Below are 1,249 nucleotides of genomic sequence, written 5' to 3'. Positions count from 1 at the left end.
ACTAGCAGCGCACAGAAACAAATGGCGTAAGAAGGCAGGTACTGAAAAATGATCGAACCTGGTGTAAATTATGCCGATTTATTTGCAAAAGAAGTAAGAAAGAAACCTGGGAAATATCCTAAAACTGTTCGTTTGGCAGTGGATCGTTGGTATCGGTGGAAAAAACGTAAAGATATTTGGTTTGATGTAGATCGTGCGAATGAAATGATGGACTGGGTTGAGTCGTTTATTGTTCACACAAAAGGCGAGATGGTTGGAAAGCCATTCATTTTAGAACCTTGGGAAAAATTTATTTACTCGTGGATGTATGGATGGGTTAAAGAAAATGAAAAAGGGCAAATTGTCCGTGTTACTCGTGAAGCGTATGTCCAAATCCCTAAAAAGAACGGTAAAACATTGATTGCTGTCGGTTCATTAGGCTATGCAATGTATGGAGAAGGTGCTTTGTCAGTCGATTGTTATGCATGCGCTTCTGACTTTGCTCAAGCGCAATATGCTGCCAAACCTTTTGCAGCTACCATCTTAAACAATCCAATCCTACTTGAAGGAACTAAAATATTTAGGGGGCCAAAGGGAACTGTTTCTAGTATTACTTATGATTATATTCATGAAGATATGGCTTATTCGAATAAATTTATTGTTCAAACGAAGAATATCGATAACATTGAGGGTTCTAATCCATATTTTGTATTGAATGATGAGCTGCATAAGCAAGAGAAAATGGAACAGTATGACAATTTTAAGTCTGCACAAATCTCTTTGCCACAACCATTGATGTTTAATATTTCAACTGCTGGGAAAGGTTCATCGTCTGTTGGAATGCGCGTATATCGTGAAGCAAAAGAAGTGTTGAAACGTGATGATAATGATTCGAACTTTGTTCTAATCTATGAACCAAATAAAAACTATGATTGGACGGATAGAAAAGTTTGGGAAATGTGCAATCCTAACTGGGGAATATCAGTTGATCTTTCCGCCTTGGAGTCAGCGTTTAAAACGGCACAACGTTCAGCGCATTCAAAAGCCGAGTTTCTAACGAAGCACTTGGATGTATTTGTAAACGGTGCGGATAATTTCTTTGAACAGGATCAAGTAGAGCCGTGTTTGGTTACTACCCAAGAGCTTGGAAATTTAAGTGGTGAACCTTGTTACATTGGTTTGGATTTATCACGCACACGAGATTTGACCTGTGTGTCTTTAAACTTCCCAACGTGGGATGAAGATGGAAAAGCGGTCCTTAAAGTGAAGC

General features: G+C 38.8%; 1 protein-coding gene. It reads left to right on the top strand.

Annotated features, from left to right (window positions below; genetic code table 11):
- Window positions 1-48 precede the first annotated feature (48 nt).
- On the top strand, window positions 49-1,249 hold a 1,201-nt coding region (locus ACFXI4_RS44715; protein ID WP_385003453.1), incomplete at its 3' end, for a terminase TerL endonuclease subunit.

Source organism: Streptomyces sp. NPDC059224 (assembly GCF_042754285.1).
Classification (GTDB): Bacteria; Actinomycetota; Actinomycetes; order Streptomycetales; family Streptomycetaceae; genus Streptomyces.
The sequence above is the reverse complement of the archived record's forward strand: the minus strand, read 5'-3'. Positions and strand labels throughout refer to the sequence as shown.